Raw genomic sequence first — 18,478 nt, 5'->3', positions numbered from 1 at the left:
CAGCCAGGGTCCCAGGACGTCGGCGAATGGGGCGTCGGCGAGGGGCGCAGGAGACAACCTTCGCGCGCCGGACCCCTCCTTCGCGTGTCACATGAACCTAACGGTGAAAAGCCTTGGCGAAAAGCGGCTTTCCTTGCGTTGGCAAGGGTTGCGGCGTCAGAGCGCGCGTTCAGGCGTCGCGTGGGGCGCCCGCGGGGGCGTTGACGGCGATTGGAGCGGGCTTGGCGGCCAGGTCACGCGGCGACCGAGCAACGGTCTTGGCCCCAACATTCTTGGCATGCGGGCATGCGCCATGGTCGACCGCGACGCCGAACTGGCAGAGCGCGAACGACGACAGCCAGACGACCGCCACAGCCAGCATTTCGGTCAGGAAGCCCATAGCCCACCTCGGAAACCGATAGCGCCGTTATGCGAGCGTTCCCGGTGAAGGGCGAGTGAACTTTTGGTCATGAAAGCCGAAGCTTTCGCGGTGTGGCGCCACGCCAACTGACAGCGCCCCCAGAATTCCGGCGGTTGTCCCCGACGCCCCTCGGGCCTAGGTCCCAGCCTGCACCGGCGCGCCCCTTCGACGGGACGAGCCCGGACATTTTTCCTTTGCGGACCCTCGCCTTGGCCCTTACCCAATTCGCACCCGCCGCGTACCCGCCGGACCCGATGACGCCAGATCTTAAGCTAGGTTCTTTGGGGCCCGCGATCTCGCCGGCTCGACTGACGCATCTCCAGCGCCTCGAGGCCGAGAGCATCCACATCCTGCGCGAGGTGGCCGCCGAGTGCGAGCGACCGGTCATGCTGTATTCGATCGGCAAGGACAGCGCGGTGATGCTGCACCTGGCCGCCAAGGCCTTCTATCCCAGCAAGCCGCCCTTCCCGCTGCTGCACGTCGACACGACCTGGAAGTTCCGGGACATGTACGCCCTACGCGACAAGGTGGCCTCCGAGCTGGGTTTCGACCTGATCGTCCACAAGAACCCCGACGCCGAGGCGCGCGGGATCAATCCGTTCGACCACGGCAGCGCGCTGCACACCGACCTCTGGAAGACCGAGGGCCTCAAGCAGGCCCTGACCAAGTACGGCTTCGACGCGGCCTTCGGCGGCGCGCGCCGCGACGAGGAAAAGAGCCGCGCCAAGGAGCGGGTCTTCTCGTTCCGCTCGTCCGAGCACCGCTGGGATCCGAAGAACCAGCGCCCCGAGCTGTGGAACCTCTACAATACCCGCAAGCACCCCGGCGAAAGCCTGCGGGTCTTCCCGATCTCCAATTGGACCGAGCTCGACGTCTGGCAGTACATCCACCTGGAGAACATCCCGATCGTGCCACTGTACTTCGCGGCCGAGCGGCCGGTGGTCGAGCGCGACGGCGCGCTGATCATGGTCGACGACAACCGCTTCCGCCTGCGTGACGGCGAAGTTCCGCAGATGAAGAGCGTCCGCTTCCGCACCCTGGGCTGCTACCCGCTGACCGGCGCGGTCGAGAGCACCGCCTCCACCCTGCCCCAGGTCATCCAGGAGATGCTGCTGACCACGACGTCGGAGCGCCAGGGCCGGGTCATCGACCATGACCAGTCCGCCTCGATGGAGAAGAAGAAGCAGGAAGGCTATTTCTGATGGCGCACCAGTCCGCTCTGATCGCCCAGGATATCGGCGCCTACCTGCACCAGCACCAGCATAAGTCGCTGCTGCGCTTCATCACCTGCGGCAGCGTCGACGACGGCAAGTCCACCTTGATTGGCCGCCTGCTGTACGACAGCAAGATGATCTTCGAGGACCAGATGGCGGCCCTCGAGGCTGACTCGAAGAAGGTCGGCACCCAGGGCGGCGCGATCGACTTCGCCCTGCTGGTCGACGGCTTGGCCGCCGAGCGCGAGCAAGGCATCACCATCGACGTCGCCTACCGCTTCTTCTCGACCGAGAAGCGCAAGTTCATCGTCGCCGACACGCCCGGGCACGAGCAGTACACGCGCAACATGGTCACGGGCGCCTCGACCGCCGACGCGGCCGTGATCCTGATCGACGCGCGCAAGGGCGTGCTGACCCAGACCCGCCGCCACAGCTATCTCGTCAGCCTGCTGGGCATCCGCCACGTCGTGCTGGCGGTGAACAAGATGGACCTGGTCGGTTGGGACCAGGCGGTGTTCGAGCGGATCGTCGCCGACTATCGCGCCTTCGCCGAGCAGATCGGCCTCACGGTCTTCACACCCATCCCGATCTCGGGCCTGGGCGGCGACAACATGGCCAGCCGCAGCGACCAGACGCCGTGGTTCCAGGGCCCGATCCTGATGGACTGGCTGGAAGGCGTCGAGGTCGAGGACGACCTGCAGGCCAAGCCGTTCCGCATGCCCGTGCAATGGGTCAACCGCCCCAACCTCGACTTCCGCGGCTTCTCGGGCCTGATCGCCTCGGGCTCGATCAAGCCGGGCGACCGCATCCGCGCCCTGCCCTCGGGCCGCGAGAGCCGGGTGGCCCGCATCGTCACCCTGCCGGGCGATCTCGACCAGGCCGTCGCCGGCCAGTCGGTGACCCTGACCTTGGAAGACGAGATCGACATCTCACGCGGCGACGTGATCGCCACCGCCGACGCGCCCGCCCCGGTCGCCAACCAGTTCGAGGCCACCGTCGTCTGGATGGACGACGAGCCTCTCCCGCCCGGCCGCACTTATCTGCTGAAACTGGGCGCCCGCACGGTCAGCGCCAGCGTCACCGACATCAAGCACCGGGTGAACGTCAACACGCTGGAGCACACCGCCGCCAAGCGGCTGGAGCTGAACGAGATCGGGGTCTGCAACCTCTCGCTCGACCAGGCTATCCCGTTCGAGGCCTATGCCGACAACCGCCAGATGGGCGGCTTCATCCTGATCGACCGCCTATCCAACCGCACGGTCGGCGCGGGCATGCTGAACTTCGCCCTGCGGCGGGCCGACAACATCCATTGGCAGCACTCCGACGTCACCAAGGCCTCGCGGGCGGCGCTGAAGAGCCAGCGCGGCCAGGTCGTGTGGCTCACGGGGCTTTCGGGCGCGGGCAAGTCGACCATCGCCAACCTGGTCGAGAAACGCCTGCACGCCCTGGGCCGTCACACCTATCTGCTGGACGGCGACAATGTCCGCCATGGGCTGAACAAGGACCTGGGCTTCACCGAGGAGGACCGCGTCGAGAACATCCGCCGGGTCGCCGAGGTGGCCAAGCTGATGGTCGACGCCGGCCTGATCGTGCTGACCGCCTTCATCTCGCCGTTCCGGGCCGAGCGCCGGCTGGCGCGCGAGCTGCTGGGCGACGGCGAGTTCGTCGAGGTCTTCGTCGACACGCCCCTGGCCGTGGCCGAGGCCCGCGACGTCAAGGGCCTCTACAAGAAGGCCCGTTCGGGCCAGCTGAAGAACTTCACCGGCGTCGACAGCCCCTACGAGGCGCCCGAGAAGCCGGAGCTGCGGATCGACACGACGGCGATCGATCCGGTGGAGGCCGCCGAACGGATCGTGGCGTGGCTGGAAGGTCAAGAGATCGACTACACGATCTGACGTCCCGCTCGCCTGTTGAGCAGGATCGCGCCGCCAAGGCCTAGCAGGGCCATGGCGGCGACGGCCAGATAGCCGAACGGGCCGAAGGCGTCGAACAGCGGTCCCGAGCACAGGGTCGCCACGCCCAGGGTGAAGCCGGACGACAGGGCCGAGTTGATCGCCTGGGCGGCCGAGGCGTTGGTCGGCGGCGTCAGCTTCTCGATCAGCCGCAGCGAGGCCAGGAACGAGGCCGCGAACGTCATGGCGTGCAGCGACTGCAGCGGGAACAGCGCCCACAGCGGCGGCTCGAAGGCATAGCAGGTCCAGCGCAGCACCGCGGCGGCCGCGCCCAGGATCAGGAACCGCTCGGGTCCCCAGCGGCGGCGTAGCGGCTCGAGAAACCACATGAAGCCGACCTCGGCCGCGACGCCGACGCCCCACAGGACGCCGATCATCGGCTCGGAAATCCCCTGCTTCCTCCAGAGGATAGCCGAGAAGCCGTAGTAGAAGGCGTGCGCGCCCTGGATCAGGCCGGCCGTGACCACCGCCAAGACGAAGGTGCGGTCGCGGACCAGGTCGCCCAGGCCCTTCCAGCGCTCGGACCGGGCGGGCTTGGCCCCCTCGGCGTGGACCCGCTCGGGCGGCACGGCCAGGGCCGCCGCCGCCGCGCCGACCAGACAGGCCACGGCGATCCAGGCGGCGATGATGGTCGGGGCGGCGAAGGTCAGGATCGCGCCCATGGCCAGGTTGGCGGCGATGAAGGCGCTGGAACCGGTGCCGCGCGGGACGCCGTAGTTGAAGCCCTCGGTCCGCGCCCGGCGCAGGGTAATGACGTCGATCAGCGGCGAGACGGTCGACAGCAGGGTCTGGCCGACGAACCAGGCCAGGATCAGCCACCAGAGGTTCGACGAGGCCAAAAGCCCCGCATAGCCCAGCCCCGCCCCGACCAGCAGCAACACCATCGGCGTGCGCCGCAGGGTGAATCCGTCGGCCCAGACCGCCAGCACCGGGCCCGTGAAGGGCTTCAGCAGCAGCGGCACGGCCAGGATCAGGCCGATCTCGCCGCCGGTCATGCCGCGCGAGCGCAGATAGGTGCCGATATAGGGCAGGCTGACGCCCGAGCTCAGATAGATGGCGGCGTAGAACAGGCAGAGGCGGACGAGGGTCGGAAGCCCCTTCCCGTCCGCCTTGTCCGCCGCCGGGGTCACTCTACTCGGCGCCGCCGAAGCGGGCCGTCCACTCGGCGATCTGCTCTTCCTCGATCTTCTTGAACAGGACGTCCGGCACGGTGATCGCCTGGCCGACCGCCAGCTTGGAGAGCTCGGCCGCCGCATCGTTCGACGGCCACTGCGCCGGGAAGTCCAGGCCGAACGCCGCGCCGATCTTCTCGGCCGCGAACGGAATGAACGGGGCCGAGATCTTGGCGTACAGCGCCGCCAGATTCAGGGCCGTGCGGACGATGACGGCGGCGCGGTCGCGATCGGTCTTGATCGCGGTCCACGGCGCGGCCTCCTGCAGGTACTCGTTGCCGACCACCCACAGGGCCCGCAGCGCCTGGGCGCTCTTGCGGATCTCGATGGCGTCCATCTGTTCGGCCAGATCCGCCAGGCGCGCCGAGACGTCTGCGAACAGCTTTTCCTCCAGCGGGCCCGGCTCGCCGCCCGCCGGCACGACGCCCTCGAACTTGCTCTCGTTGAACTTCAGGATGCGGTTGACGAAGTTGCCCAGCACATCGGCCAGGTCGCGGTTCACGGCGCTGGCGAACTGCTCCCAGGTGAAGGCGGTGTCGCTGCTCTCCGGCGAATTGGCGGTCAGGTACCAGCGCCACAGGTCGGGCGGCAAGATCTCCAGGGCCGCGTCCATGAACACGCCGCGCTTGTTCGAGGTCGAGAACTTGCCCCCGTACCAGTTCAGCCAGTTGAAGGCCTTGAGCATGTCGACGCTCTTCCACGGCTCTTCCGAGCCGAGGATGGTCGCCGGGAAGCTGACCGTGTGGAACGCGACATTGTCCTTGCCCATGAACTGGACGTAGCGGACGTCCTCGGCGCCGCTGTCGGTGCGCCACCAGCGCTTCCAGTCGCGGTCGGGCGAGCCCTCGGCCCATTCTTGCGTCGCGGCGATATATTCGATCGGGGCGTCGAACCAGACGTAGAAGACCTTGTCTTCGAAGCCGGGGCGCGGCAGGCCGTCCTGGGCCACCGGGATGCCCCAGGCCAGGTCGCGGGTGATGCCGCGGTCGATCAGCCCCTCATCCAGGTGCTTGTAGGCGATCGAGCGGGCCAGCGGCGGCCAGTCGGCGTGGCTGTCGACCCAGGCGCGGATCTTGTCCTGCATCTTGGTCTGAAGCAGGTAGAGGTGCCGGGTGTCGCGCACCTCGATGTTCCGCGAGCCCGAGATCACCGAGTACGGCTCGATCAGATCGGTCGGGTCCAGCAGGTTGCCGCAGTTGTCGCACTGGTCGCCGCGCGCCTTCTCGAAGCCGCAGTGCGGGCACGTGCCTTCGACGTAGCGGTCGGGCAGGAAGCGCTTGTCGTCGACCGAATAGACCATCTGGTCGACGCGTTCCTCGATCAGGCCGTGGTCCTCCAGGGCCTGGCAGAAGTACTGGGTGAGGCGGTGGTTCTGCGGCGACGACGAGCGGCCGAAATGGTCCCAAGACAGACCGAAGGCGCGGCCGACGTCGTGCTGCAGAACATGCTGTTCGGCGCAATAGGTGGCGACGTCCTGGCCGGCGGCGGTGGCCGCGAGTTCAGCGGGAGTCCCGTGCTCGTCGGTGGCGCAGATGTAGAGCGTCTCGTGGCCGCGAGCCCGCTGGAAGCGCGCGTAGACGTCCGCCGGCAGCATCGACCCCGCCAGATTGCCCAGGTGCTTGATGCCGTTGATGTACGGCAGGGCCGAGGTGATCAGGATGCGAGCCATGCGGGCGCGGCCTTTCGGGGGAGTCAGGGAACGCTAGAGAGGGTCCGCATATAGAAGGGTCGGGCGGCAAGGGAAAGGTTTGGCTGGTTCGTCACTTGCCCCCTCCGCGCCTGCGGCGCTCCTCCCCCGGAGGGGGAAGAAGGAAACGCGATCCTTCCGCCCCCTCCGGGGGCGGACGGCCGCGAAGCGGCCAGGTGGGGGCAAGTGACATCGGCTTCACGCGGCGATCCGCTGAAGGTCTGTGGGAGGCGACGGAGCGGCCGGGCGAACCCGGAGACCGTAAGGGTTTGTGTGTTTCGGCTCGGACGACCGCTCCGCCAGGCTGTTCTTGCCCGTGAGGATGGGGGGCGTGAGCGTTTTGAGCTCGGGACCCCATAGCCCCCGGACGGGCGCGGACCAAACCGAACGGCTCTTCCGTATCGGTCCCGACGGTCCACGATAGGCGGCTTTCGCGATCACCGCCCTGTCGCTCCGCTGCCGGCTTTGGTCCCGGACGATCCCGTCACTCGCACGCGCTCCTAAAGTGACGAGGCCGCCGGGAACCGCCAGCGGCCCCGCTCAACCTATCCCCATCGCCGCTTCGGGCCGGATCCAAGCGCCCTCCCCTTGCGACGGGGACAGCTCAGGGTATGGGGCGGGTTTGAACGCGGATCATTCAGAGGCGCGTAAAAGTGAGAAGGCGTTGATTTCGCTGAGTTCGATCCCGCGAACGCCGGGGATACAGCGCGCTCAATCCCCGTACTTGCCCCCTCCGCGCCTGCGGCGCTCCTCCCCCCGAGGGGGAAGAAGGTCATCCTTCCGCCCCCTCCGGGGGCGGACGACCGCGAAGCGGTCAGGTGGGGGCCCGCTCGGCGGGCGCCGCTAGCCCAAACGCCCCTACAGCGGAATGTTGTCGTGCTTCTTCCAGGGGTTGGAGAGCTCCTTGCCCTTCAGGCTCTTCAGACCCCGCACGATCCGGCGGCGGGTGCCGTGGGGCATGATCACGTCATCGATATAGCCGCGCGAGGCGGCGACGAACGGGTTGGCGAAGGCGTTCTTGTACTCGGCCTCGCGGGCCGCCAGGGCCTCGGGATCCTTGGCTTCCTGGCGGAAGATGATCTCCACCGCGCCCTTGGCGCCCATCACCGCGATCTCGGCGGTCGGCCAGGCGTAGTTGAGGTCGCCGCGCAGGTGCTTGGAGCTCATCACGTCATAGGCGCCGCCGTAGGCCTTGCGGGTGATGACCGTGATCTTCGGCACCGTGGCCTCGGCATAGGCGAACAGCAGCTTGGCGCCGTGCTTGATCAGGCCGCCGTACTCCTGCTTGGTGCCCGGCATGAAGCCCGGGACGTCGACCAGGGTGATGATCGGGATGTTGAAGGCGTCGCAGAACCGCACGAAGCGGGCCGCCTTCCTGGAGCTGTCGATGTCCAGCACCCCGGCCAGCACCTGCGGCTGGTTGGCGACGATGCCGACGCTTTCCCCGTCCATCCGCGCGAAGCCGCAGACGATGTTCTTGGCCCATTCCGAACTGATCTCGAAGAAGTCCGCCTCGTCGACGATCTTCAGGATCAGCTCCTTCATGTCGTAGGGCTTGGTCGGGTCGGACGGGATCAGGGTGTCGAGGCTGGCCTCCTCGCGATAGGGCTCGTCGAAGCTCTGGCGTTCGGGCGCGCCCTCGCGGTTGGACGAGGGCAGGAAGTCGACCAGCCGGCGCACCTGGGTCAGGGCCTCCAGGTCGTTGTCGAATGCGCCCTCGGCGACACCCGACTTGGCCGCGTGGACGCGGGCGCCGCCCAACTCCTCGGCGGTGACGACCTCGTTGGTGACGGTCCGGACCACGTCGGGTCCGGTCACGAACATGTAGCTGGTGTCCTTCACCATGAAGATGAAGTCGGTCATGGCGGGGCTATAGACGTCGCCGCCGGCGCAGGGGCCCATGATCACGCTGATCTGAGGCACCACGCCCGAGGCCATGACGTTCTCGAGGAAGATGTCGGCATAGCCGGCCAGGCTGTCGACGCCCTCCTGGATGCGCGCCCCGCCGGCGTCGAACAGGCCGATGATCGGCGCGCCGACCTTCATGGCCTGGCGCTGGACCTTGACGATCTTGGCCGCGTGGGCGCCCGACAGGCTGCCGCCGAACACGGTGAAGTCCTTGGAGAAGACGTAGACGACCTTGCCGTTGATCGTGCCCCAGCCGGTGACCACGCCGTCGCCCGGGATCTTCTGGTCCTGCATGCCGAAGTCGGCGCTGCGGTGCTCGACGAACATGTCGAACTCTTCGAACGAGCCCTCATCCAGCAGCAGGTCGATGCGCTCGCGGGCGGTCAGCTTGCCCTTGGCGTGCTGGGCCGCGACCCGTTTTTCGCCGCCACCGGCCTTGGCCTGTTCGCGACGACGGTCGAGTTCCTCGAGAATGTGCTGCACGCGCGTACTCCCCTGCCCGGATCTTATTCTGATGGCTGTCCCACCTTATGAACCCAGCCGTAGCGAGGCCAGAGGCAGGGCGCAAGACGGACCTTGCGGCAGCGCAGCATGAGCGGCGGGCGGAGCAATTTCACCTTTGATCATAAACCCCTGTCATCCCGGCCAAGCGCGCAGCGCGCCGAGCCGGGACCGCCGGAAGCTCCGAGCCGGTCGCGGTCCCGGGTCTTCGCTGCGCTACGCCCGGGATGACAGAACTTGGCTACCGCAGCGCGGCGAACCAGCGGTCGATCATCGCCGCCTCGACCGCCAGGAATGCGGCGCGGGCCGTGGCCTCGGCGTCCTGGCCCCACTGCTCGGCCTGGAACACCTCCTCGAGCCGCGAGAGGTCCAGGGCCCGCTGGCCGGTCAGGCGGCCGGCCCGCACGGCCAGGGCCAGCACGGTCGAGCCGAACAGGCCAGCGGCGAAGGCCACGCCGGCCAGGGTGAAGTCGTCCAGGGTCAGGGCCAGGGCCTCGATCGCCGCCAGCGTCGCGGGCGGCTGGGGCTGATGGATGATCCCGGCCACCGGCGTGAAGGTCAGGCCGTGCTCGGCCTTGGCCCAGTCGAGGATCGCGCCCCACTCGCGGTTCTGGCGCTCGACCAGCGGCGTCGGGTGCTCGGCGCGATAGCAGAGGTGGTCGGAAGACGCATAGGCGGTGACCTCCTTGGCCACCTCGGCGCGAGTCTCGGCGATCCGGTCGATGGCCGTGAAGGCCAGGCGCGAGGCCGGCATCAGGCTGTTGTCGATATAGTCGACCTGGGCGTCCCACTCGGCGGCGATCATCTCGGCCAGCGCCTTGGTTGGCGCGACCAGCGGCTTCCTGGCCGGCGACTTGGGCGTGCGGCCGTCCAGCTGCACGGCGAAGCCGCCCTCTACCGGCGCGGCGGCGGCGGCCTTGTAGAAGCGGCGGGGTTTCAGCAGCAGTTCGGACTTGTCGGACACGGTCGAGGCTCATTTTCGCGGGGTCGCGACGGACTCCGCCACGACAGGCGTTGAATGGGTGATGTCGCGTGTTCGCGCAAGGGAGAGCCCCGCTTGAGCTTACCGTCCAAGGACATGATGGCCGCCATCGCCGTCACCCGCTTCGGCCTGGGAGCCCGCCCCGGCGAGATCGACGCCGCCAAGGCCGATCCGCAGGGCTTCCTGACCGCCCAGATCCGCCGAGAGGGCGCCGATGTTCCGCCGGACGACGGCGAGACCTCGGCCGTCCGCTACGAACAGATGCGCGACTATCAGCAGCAGCGAAGGATGGAGCGCCAGAAGAAGGACGGCGAGGCGGGCGACAAGCCCGATCTCCAGATGGCCAAGGACGCCCAGCGAGACCTGCGCGACAAGGTCAATGGCGACTTCCTGGCCCGGGCCCGGCTCGCCGCCAATACGCCCGCCGCCTTCCGCGAGCGCTGGGCGCTGTTCTGGGCCAACCACTTCACGGTCTCGGCCACCAAGCAGATCACCTCGGTGCTGATCGGCCCGTTCGAGCGCGAGGCGATCCGGCCCTACGTGTTCGGCGGCTTCGAGAACCTGCTGGTCGCCTCGTCCACTCATCCGGCCATGCTGACCTATCTGGACCAGGCCCAGTCGATCGGGCCGGGCAGCCGCGCGGCGACCTATGTCGGTCGGCGCAAGGGCGGCAAGGCGGGGCTGAACGAGAACCTGGCCCGCGAGATCCTGGAGCTGCATACGGTCGGCGTCGACGCCGGCTACACCCAGGCCGACGTCACCGAGTTCGCCCGCGCCCTGACCGGCTTCTCGCTGGGTCGCGACCAGGAGGACCGGGCCGGCCAGTTCGTGTTCCGCGACAACGCCCACGAGCCCGGCGCGCGCACGATCATGGGCCGCCACTATGGCGATCAGGGCATGAAGCAGGGCCTGGCGGTGCTGAAGGACCTGGCCGCCGATCCCCACACGGCCCGCCACGTCTGCGGCAAGATCGCCCGCCACTTCGTCTCGGACACGCCGCCGGCCTCGCTGACCGAACGGCTGGAGAAACGCTGGATCGCCACCGGCGGCGACCTGGCCGCCGTGGCCAGGACCCTCGTCGAGAGTCCCGAGGCCTGGGATCCGACGCCGACCAAGTTCAAGACGCCCTACGAATACACCCTGTCGACCTGGCGGCTGATCGGGGCCGAACCTTCGATGATCGAACGCCTGGCGCCGATCCTGACGGGCCTAGGCCAGAAGCCCTTCTCGGCCCCCTCCCCCAAGGGCTGGGCCGAGGACGCCCAGACCTGGGCCTCGCCCGATGGCCTGGTCAAGCGGATGCAGTGGGCCCAGGGCTTCGCCGCCGTGGTCGCCGACCGCACCGATCCCAACGCCCTGGCCGTCTCCGCCCTGGGCGCACGCCTGACACAACCCGTCGCCAAGGCCGTGTCGCGGGCCGAGACCCGCCGCGAAGCCTTCGCCCTTCTCGTGATGAGCCCGGAGTTCCTACGCCGATGACCATCCATGCCAATCGCCGCTCGTTCCTGGGCCTGGCCGCCGGCCTCGGAATCTCCGTCAACTTCCTGGGAACCCAGGCGTTCGCCGCGTCCGAGGGCGATCTGGCGAAGAAGAAACTGGTCGTCGTCATCTGCCGCGGCGGCATGGACGGCCTGTCGGTATCGCCGCCGGTCGGCGATCCGAACTATGCGGGCCTGCGCGGCTCGATCGCCATGACGCCCGACCAGGTGCTGAAGCTGGACGACACCTTCTCGCTGCACCCGCAGCTGGACACCGTCCACAAGTTGGCCCTGAAGGGTGAGGCCCGCATCGCCCCGGCCATCGCCAGCCCCGACCGCGCCCGCTCGCACTTCGAGGCCCAGGACGTGCTGGAGACCGGCGCCGCCCACGTCTACGGGACCGAGACCGGCTGGCTGAACCGCACGCTGGAGGCCCTGGCGCCGGTCCGCAAGGTCGAGGGGCTGTCGGTCGGGACCACCGCTCCGCTGATCCTGCGCGGCAAGGTCCAGGCCGCCAGCTGGTCGCCGGGCAAGGGCGTCGACGAGACGGCCCGCCTGCCGACCCTGCTGCAGGACCTCTACAGGAACGACCCGATGCTGGGTCCCGCCTTCGCGCGCGGCCTGGAGACCGAGACCATGGCCCAGCAGGCTATGACCGCGATGGCGCCCAGCCCGGCGATGAACCTCGCCGCCGCCTCGACGCCGGCGATGGCCGCGCCCGCGCCCATGTCTCCGACCCCGATCTCGGCCACCATGGCCAATGACCGCCAGAACCGCGCCGGCGGCGAGGCGGCGCGCAAGCTGGGCGCGACCCTGGGCGGGTTCATGATCCAGGCCGGCGGCCCGCAGATCGCGGCGATCTCGCTGGACGGCTTCGACACCCATGCGGGCCAGGTCGGCCAGATCGCCACGCGCCTGTCCTATCTGGACGCGGTGCTGGACGGCCTGCACACGGGCCTCGGCGCGGAGTGGAAGAACACCGTGGTGATCGCCGTCACCGAGTTCGGCCGCACCGCCCGCGTGAACGGCACCGGCGGCACCGACCACGGCACGGCCTCGACCGGCCTGATCCTGGGCGGCGCCCTGAAGCGCGGCGGCATCGTTGGCGACTGGCCGGGCCTAGCGCAGAACGCCCTGTTCGAGAACCGCGACACCGCCCCGACGCTGGACATGCGCGGCCTGTTCAAGGGCGTGCTGGCCGAGCACATGGGCGTCGACCGCGCGGTGCTGGAGAGCAAGGTGTTCCCCGACAGCGCCGGGGCCAGGCCGGTGACGGGGCTGGTTTAGTCGATATCCTTCCGCCCCCTCCCGGGGGCGGACGACCTCGCGAAGCGAGGTCAGGTGGGGGCAAAGTGAAGGGATTGATCTCCTACTTGCCCCCTCCGGGCCTGCGGCCCTCCTCCCCCGGAGGGGGAAGAAGGATCGCGACCCTACCGCCGCTTCGTCTGCCTGCGCGCGAACGGCTCGGCCTCGGCCTCGTCTTCCGAGAAGCCGAACTTGCGGAAGCCTTCCTTCATCTCGGGGCTCAGCGGGGCCTCGATGTGCAGCATGCCGGCCGACGGGTGCGGCAGCAGGATCGAGCGGGCGTGCAGCTGCAGCTTCAGGCCCTCCGACAGCGGCGCGGACTTTTCGTCGCCGTACTTGGGATCGCCCAGGATCGGGTGGCCCATGGCCTTCATGTGGGCGCGCAGCTGATGGGTGCGGCCGGTGTGCGGACGCAGGGCCATCCAGGTGACGCGCGGACCGGCGCGGCTGATGGTGACGAATTCGGTCTCGGCCGGCTGGGCGTCCGGGTCCTTGGGCTGGGCGGGCACGACGATCTCGCGGTCGCCGACGCCGCGCTTGGCCAGGTGCAGCTCCATCACGCCCTCGGTCGGGTGCGGATTGCCGGCCACGATCGCCCAATAGGTCTTCTGCGCCTTGCGCTTGGCGAAGGCGCCCGACAGCCGCGCGGCGGCCGACGGCGTCTTGCCCAGCAGCAGCACGCCCGAGGTGTCGCGGTCCAGACGGTGGACCAGCTTGGGCCGGTTGACGCCCTCGCCCCAGGCGCTGAGCAGCTTGTCGACGTGGTGGGTGGTCTTGGTCCCGCCCTGCACGGCCAGGCCGGCGGGTTTGTTCAGGGCCAGGACTTCCTCGTCCTCGTACAGCACCAGCGACTTGGCGTAGGCGATGTCGCGCGGCGTCAGCTTGTTCTTGTCGGCCGGATCGGGCGCGTCGGGCAGCGGCGGCACGCGGATCTGGCTGCCCGCCGCCAGCTTGGTGTCGGCCTTGGCGCGCGAGCCGTCGACCCGGACCTGGCCCGAGCGGAACAGCTTGTTCAGTTGGATATGGTTCAGGTGCGGCCAGCGTCGCTTGAACCAGCGGTCGAGGCGGACCCCGTCCTCGCCAGAGTCGACGTACAGGGTGCGGACTTCCTTGGTGCTCATGCGAAAACCTTGCGGGCGACCAGAAGGCCCGCGAACAGGGCCGCCACGGACAGAAGCACGCTGGCGGCGGAATAGGAGAACGCCGGGATGTAGTCGCGCTTCTGGATCATCAGCGCGGTCTCCAGCGAGAACGACGAAAAGGTGGTGAAGCCGCCCAGCGCGCCGACACCCAGCAGCACGCGCCAGTGTTCGCTGGACGCGCTGCCGCGATGGGCCAGCCAGGAGGCCAGGCAGCCCATCAGGAAGCCGCCGACGATGTTGACGGTGAAGGTGCCGTACGGCCAGCCAGGTCCCATGACCCGCATGGCCCCCATGCCGACCAGGTAGCGGGCGACCGAGCCGACGGCTCCGCCAGCGGCCACCAGAAGCAGCTTGTTCATGAACGCCTTATGCGCCGAGCGGGCGCGTACGCCAAGCACCCACCGGAGTTCCCTTATTTTTCCCCGGTTTCTTTAAAGGTAAACGCGTCCGTAAACCCTGTTTCCACACCAGCGATTAAGCGCGTGCGCTGCAATCTTCAGGCGTATCAACAGCACCCAGACCCATGGCCTTCGACACCCACACATCAGACGCGACAGAACGCGTGGCCCTGCCGGCCCCGGTGCTTCAGCGCCTGACGGGTAACGACCTGGTGGCGCGCGGCTCCGTCAACGTCATCAGCATCAAGGCCATCCGCGCCTGGGCCGGCGAATGGTGGAGCCAGAAGCGCGGCGACATCTGGACCTATGTCGAGCTGAAGCTGAACGAACACCTGGACCGCCAGGACATGCGCGCCCGCATCTCGGACAGCGAATTCCTGATCGCCATGAACAACGATCAAGGCCTGGCCGCCCAGGCGACCAGCATCCGGATCCTCGAGGACGTGCTGACCCATCTGCTGGGCGCGGCCTCGCCGATGGATCTTGGGATCCGCGCGGTGATCGGCGTCGAAAGCGGCCAAGCCGTCTGCAGAAAGATCGACCCCGCCGTCGTGCTGGCCGCTCGCGCCCGCCGCGACTCCGCCCGCTCGCCGGTGCGGATCGATATCGATCCCGGCGACGAGTCCCGCCGCACCCCGGTGGCCTTCACCACCGCCGGCGGCGCGGCCCTGCGCGTGGACTTCACGCTGGAACACGTCGTCAGCCTGCGCCGCAACGTCACCACCGCCGTCCGTATCGAGCCGATGGTCACCCACCTGGCCAGCGGCCGTCAGGCCTCGGCCCGCGCGCTGACCAAACTGTCGGACCGCGACGTCGCCTTCATCGACGAGTCGACCCTGAAGTACGCGGCGGTCTTCGCTCGCTCGGCCCAGGGCCCCAACACGCCGGAACTGATCCTGCCGGCCTCGTTCCGCACCCTGGGCACCCAACGCGGCCGCGACCTGCTGACCGGCACCGCCGGCCTGTCCTTGGGCCTGCTGCGCGGCGGCGTCATGATCGAGCTGGTCGATGTCACCCGCGGCACCCCCGCCGGTCGCCTGCTGGAAGTCGTCGGCCTGTTGCGCGCCCTCACCCGCGGCGTCATCGCCCGCGTGCCGCCAGACAAGGAAGCCCTGCGCGTGCTGCGCGACGCCCGTCTGGCCGGCCTGACTCTGGACGCCTCCGACCTGTCGGGCGAAGCCGGCAAGATCGCCATGGAAATGATGGCCTTCGGTCGCGACGCCCGCGGCCTGGCGCCGATGACCATCCTGCAAGGCCTGCCGCAGGAAGGCTATTTCGCCGCCGCCGAGACGGCCGGCCTGACCCACGCCTCGCTGCGCGCCAACTATCCGCTAGCCAGGCAAGCGGCGGCCTAAGGCTCCGCTTTCTCGGGGATGGCCGAATGCGCCGCCATGCTTTCTAGCGTCCACGGCGGCTTCACCGGACCCGCCGAGGCGCGGTGCGCCCCGGCGGCCGACCAGCCCTAGAAATCGAACCGCAGGCCGACACGGAAGGTGCGGCCGTTGGTGTCGTAGAGGCTGCGGTTGGTCTGCGGATAGCCGACCGTGTTCTCAGCCCCCAGGTTGCCGGGGTTGCCGACCAGGACCGGATCCTTGTTGAACAGGTTCTTGATCGAGATGAAGGCTTCGCCCGCCGTATGGGCGACCTCGAACTTGTAGGTCGTCGACAGGTCGATATAGAGTGCGCCCTTAACGCTGTTGTCGTTGATCGTGTAGTACGGCGCGACACTGGCCGGACACGCGCTCTGGCACTCGGTATAGGCGTTGCTGACCACGCCGCTGCTGACGCCGCGGGCCGTCAGGTTGAAGGCCCAGTTTTCGAGATTGTAGTTGGCGCTCAGGCGGTAGACCCAGTCGGGGGTGCTGCTGGTATTGGCGCCGGCCAGGTCGATATGGGTCACCCCGTCGTCGGTGACGTTCTCGATATAGTGGGTGAACATGCCGCGCAGGGCGAGCTGGCCAGCGCCCCAAGAGACGACGTCGCTCAGATCGGTCCGATACGAGACTTCGACGTCCAGCCCCTTGGCGGTCATCTTGTTGAGGTTGGCGTAGTACAGGTCGATCGTGTTCAGCACGCCATTGGTGAACTTGAGGTTGCTGCAGTACGTGGTGACCTTCTGGATGTAGCAGTAGTCGGCCACCTGTTGGGCGGTGACGAAGCTGATCACCCCTTTGACCGAGATGTCGTAGTAGTCGACCGAGGCCTGCACGCCGGGCAGGAAGCGCGGCGACACCACCACGCCCACGCCGTAGCCGTCGGCGAACTCGGGCTTGGCGTCCGGATTGCCCTGCAGGTTCTGGACGAAGGCGGTCGAGACGCCGTTGATGTTCACCGAGTTGCTGCGCGCGGTGCCGGCGTCATAGAGCTCGCTCATGTTGGCGGCCCGGATATCGCGCGAGGCCGACCCGCGGAACTTGATGTCCGGGATCGGCGCATAGGTGACGCCGGCCTTCCAGGTCTTCACCGTGCCCGAGGTGCTGTAGTCGGTGATACGGACCGCGCCGTTGAAGTCCGCGCCCTTGAACAGCGGCACGACGGCTTCGGCATAGGCTTCGGCGACGTCGTACTTGCCGCTGGTGGCGCGGAAGTTGCCGTACTTCCAACCGCTGCTCTGATACCGCGCCTCGACGAAGCCGCCCATCTCCTCCTTGCGGTACTCCGCGCCGGTCGCCAGCGAGATCGGACCCGCCCAGCCCTGGATGTCGTTGGTACGGAGGTTGAAGGCCGCGACGTCCTGGGTGAAGTGCTGGTCGCGATAGGGCGTGCCCAGCACATAGGCCAGGGCCGCCTTGCTGGCCACGCCCTGGCCGAAGCGGTTCAGCGGTACGCAGCCGTTGGTCGGATCGGTGATCGTCGAGCGGCAAACGATCTGGCCATTGCTGAACACCGCGTCCGTCGCCAAGGCCAGGCGGGCGTTGTTCCAGGTGGGCGTCAGCTGTTCGTGGGTCTTGGTCTTGCCGTGCTGGTAGTAGGCGTCCCAGTCGATCCCCAGGCCAAAGACGCTGAAGTCGCCCTTGCCGCCCACGACGTAGCGCTCGGTCTCGCGCTCCATGGCGCTGCCCGAGGCCGGCATGTCGATGTTGCCCGTGCCCATGGTGAAGGAAGTCAGGCCCAGGCTGGTCATCTGGCTCTTCACCGACGCCGGCAGATAGGCGTTGTCCGAGCGGATGACGATGCCGGTCTGGGTCGGCGCGATATAGTAGCTGAGCCCCTCGTACTTGGCGTAGGACGCCTGGCCGAAGACCTCGATATGCGGGGTCAGCTCATAGCTGACGCGGCCAAAATAGCTGCTGCGATCCTCGTCCGGGATCAGGGTGTTGGTGCCCTCGATGCCGGAGGACGAATAATCCCAGTCGCCCCCGACCATCCACTGGCCCGACACGGCGCCATAGGCCAGCTGATTGACCGAGCTGTTGACGCCGAAATAGGTCCCCTTCAAGGGACCGGCGGTGATCAGGCCGCCCGGCGTATAGGTCGAGATGCCGACGTGGTTGGCGACGACGTAGTAAGGCGCGCTCGCCGAGGTGTCGGGATTGCGGATCGCGAAATAGCCGGTCCGGTTCCAGTCGCGGTCGATCGTGTGGACGCCTTCCTGGTGGAACCACTCGGCGCTGGCCAGCACATGGCCCTTGCCCTGGGCGAAACCGCCTCCGGCCGTGAGATTGTATTTCCAGTTCTCGCCGTCGCCATAGGTCGTCTCGCCGTATTCCACCGACGACTTGAGGCCCGTGTAGTTCTTGTCGAGGATGAAGTTGACCACGCCGCCGACGGCGTCCGAGCCGTAGGCCGACGAGGCCCCGCCCGTCACCACCTCGACGCGTGAGATCAGCGACTGCGGAAAGGTGTTGGTGTCGACCTGCCCCGTGGACGCGGAGACCACCGAGCGCTGGCCGTCGAACAGCACCAGCGTGCGGCCGGTGCCCAGCGAGCGCAGGTTCAGCGCGCTGATGCCCGCCGCGCCATTGCTGAGCGCGCCGGAGGAATTGGCGGCCGTCGAGCTGCCCGCCACCGAGGGCAAGGTATTGACGAAGTCGGCGATATTGGCCGGCGCGGACGCCTTGATTTCTTCCGTTCCCAGGACGTTGACCGGCGTCGGCGAGTCGAAACCGTCGCGCGCGACGCGCGAGCCGGTGACGATGACGGCTTCGACGAGCTCCGCGGCGGGCGCGGCGGCTTCGGCGGCGGCCACTTGCTGCGCGAAGGCCGCATGTCCCGACGCCAGGAGCGCCGCGACGCTGGCGGTCGCCAAAGCATAGCGACGCGCACCGACCACTGGTGAGGTAATGCTCCCGAACTTCATACTATCCCCCTTCAAAGTTTGATAAGCAATCAGAGCGAT

General features: G+C 68.1%; 13 protein-coding genes. 5 read left to right on the top strand and 8 right to left on the bottom strand.

Going from position 1 to position 18,478, the window contains the following annotated elements:
• Positions 1–169: 169 nt before the first annotated feature.
• A complete protein-coding gene (locus ASC70_RS01935; RefSeq protein WP_056045953.1) occupies positions 170–379 on the bottom strand; it encodes a hypothetical protein in 210 nt (69 codons plus the stop codon).
• Between the two features lie 230 nt (positions 380–609).
• Here ASC70_RS01935 and cysD point away from each other — a divergent pair, with 230 nt between their 5' ends.
• Positions 610–1,602 (top strand): sulfate adenylyltransferase subunit CysD, encoded by a 993-nt coding sequence (cysD, locus tag ASC70_RS01930; protein ID WP_156396094.1) that lies wholly within the window; start codon positions 610–612, stop codon positions 1,600–1,602.
• Positions 1,602–3,509, top strand: coding sequence for a sulfate adenylyltransferase subunit CysN (gene cysN, locus ASC70_RS01925; protein ID WP_056045947.1), 1,908 nt, complete (start codon positions 1,602–1,604; stop codon positions 3,507–3,509). The genes cysD and cysN overlap by 1 nt, the downstream gene beginning before the upstream one ends.
• Here cysN and ASC70_RS01920 read toward each other — a convergent pair.
• The 4 genes from ASC70_RS01920 to ASC70_RS01905 form a co-directional block, all read right to left on the bottom strand.
• Positions 3,497–4,696 (bottom strand): major facilitator superfamily domain-containing protein 6, encoded by a 1,200-nt coding sequence (locus ASC70_RS01920; protein WP_056045944.1) that lies wholly within the window; start codon positions 4,694–4,696, stop codon positions 3,497–3,499. The two genes, cysN and ASC70_RS01920, sit on opposite strands and share 13 nt — an antisense overlap.
• A gap of 1 nt (position 4,697) precedes the next feature.
• A complete protein-coding gene (metG, locus tag ASC70_RS01915) occupies positions 4,698–6,407 on the bottom strand; it encodes a methionine--tRNA ligase (protein ID WP_056045941.1) in 1,710 nt (569 codons plus the stop codon).
• Between the two features lie 876 nt (positions 6,408–7,283).
• The gene (locus ASC70_RS01910; RefSeq protein ID WP_056045938.1) at positions 7,284–8,816 is read right to left on the bottom strand and encodes an acyl-CoA carboxylase subunit beta; all 1,533 of its coding nucleotides are present in this window, start codon (positions 8,814–8,816) and stop codon (positions 7,284–7,286) included.
• A gap of 259 nt (positions 8,817–9,075) precedes the next feature.
• A complete protein-coding gene (locus ASC70_RS01905; protein WP_056045935.1) occupies positions 9,076–9,798 on the bottom strand; it encodes an ATP12 family chaperone protein in 723 nt (240 codons plus the stop codon).
• 54 nt (positions 9,799–9,852) lie between these two features.
• Between ASC70_RS01905 and ASC70_RS01900 the strand changes: the two genes are divergently transcribed.
• Both ASC70_RS01900 and ASC70_RS01895 read left to right on the top strand, forming a co-directional pair.
• On the top strand, positions 9,853–11,295 hold the full coding sequence (locus ASC70_RS01900) for a DUF1800 family protein (protein WP_056045932.1): 1,443 nt from the start codon (positions 9,853–9,855) through the stop codon (positions 11,293–11,295).
• A complete protein-coding gene (locus tag ASC70_RS01895; RefSeq protein ID WP_056045929.1) occupies positions 11,292–12,581 on the top strand; it encodes a DUF1501 domain-containing protein in 1,290 nt (429 codons plus the stop codon). Before ASC70_RS01900 ends, ASC70_RS01895 begins: the two co-directional genes overlap by 4 nt.
• Positions 12,582–12,724: 143 nt before the next feature.
• Here ASC70_RS01895 and ASC70_RS01890 read toward each other — a convergent pair whose 3' ends face one another.
• Positions 12,725–13,720, bottom strand: a complete 996-nt coding sequence (locus tag ASC70_RS01890; RefSeq protein WP_047411064.1) for an RluA family pseudouridine synthase — start codon at positions 13,718–13,720, stop codon at positions 12,725–12,727.
• The gene (crcB, locus tag ASC70_RS01885) at positions 13,717–14,100 is read right to left on the bottom strand and encodes a fluoride efflux transporter CrcB (protein ID WP_047411062.1); all 384 of its coding nucleotides are present in this window, start codon (positions 14,098–14,100) and stop codon (positions 13,717–13,719) included. The genes ASC70_RS01890 and crcB overlap by 4 nt, the downstream gene beginning before the upstream one ends.
• Before the next feature lie 164 nt (positions 14,101–14,264).
• Between crcB and ASC70_RS01880 the strand changes: the two genes are divergently transcribed.
• Complete coding sequence (locus ASC70_RS01880) at positions 14,265–15,494, top strand: hypothetical protein (protein ID WP_047411059.1); 1,230 nt, start codon at positions 14,265–14,267, stop codon at positions 15,492–15,494.
• A gap of 107 nt (positions 15,495–15,601) precedes the next feature.
• On the opposite strand, the gene ASC70_RS01875 is transcribed toward ASC70_RS01880, so the two are convergent.
• Positions 15,602–18,439 (bottom strand): TonB-dependent siderophore receptor, encoded by a 2,838-nt coding sequence (locus ASC70_RS01875; RefSeq protein WP_082539688.1) that lies wholly within the window; start codon positions 18,437–18,439, stop codon positions 15,602–15,604.
• Between the last annotated feature and the right edge of the window lie 39 nt (positions 18,440–18,478).

Source organism: Caulobacter sp. Root343 (assembly GCF_001425745.1).
GTDB lineage: Bacteria > Pseudomonadota > Alphaproteobacteria > Caulobacterales > Caulobacteraceae > Caulobacter.
This window is presented reverse-complemented; position numbering and strand designations above follow the sequence as displayed.